Origin of the sequence: Pseudomonas sp. BCRC 81390, assembly GCF_030341915.1 — a bacterium.
Classification (GTDB): domain Bacteria; phylum Pseudomonadota; class Gammaproteobacteria; order Pseudomonadales; family Pseudomonadaceae; genus Aquipseudomonas.
This window is the reverse complement of record NZ_JATAAG010000077.1, coordinates 1-258: the sequence shown is the minus strand read 5'-3', so window position 1 is coordinate 258 and position 258 is coordinate 1. Positions and strand designations below refer to the sequence as shown.

General features: G+C 60.9%; 1 protein-coding gene. It reads left to right on the top strand.

The genetic code is table 11. The features are described 5' to 3' along the window. On the top strand, nucleotides 1–258 hold a 258-nt coding region (locus QSV36_RS23015), incomplete at both ends, for an immunoglobulin-like domain-containing protein (RefSeq protein WP_289134780.1).

Below are 258 nucleotides of genomic sequence, written 5' to 3'. Positions count from 1 at the left end.
TTCGAAAACCTGCAGCTGGGCGATGCGGCCACGGTTCAGGTCACCGACACCACTGACGAGGTCGTGGCCAAGCTGACCGCTACCCCTTCGGTTACCGAAGGTGGTGACATCACCTACACCGTCACCCTGACCAACAAAGACGGCCTGCCGATCGACAAGCACGGTGCGCTGACCTTCACCCTGAACGACGGCACTACCATCACCGTTCCGGCGAACAGCACCACCGGCAGCACTAGTGTCACTGCACCAGACAACGTC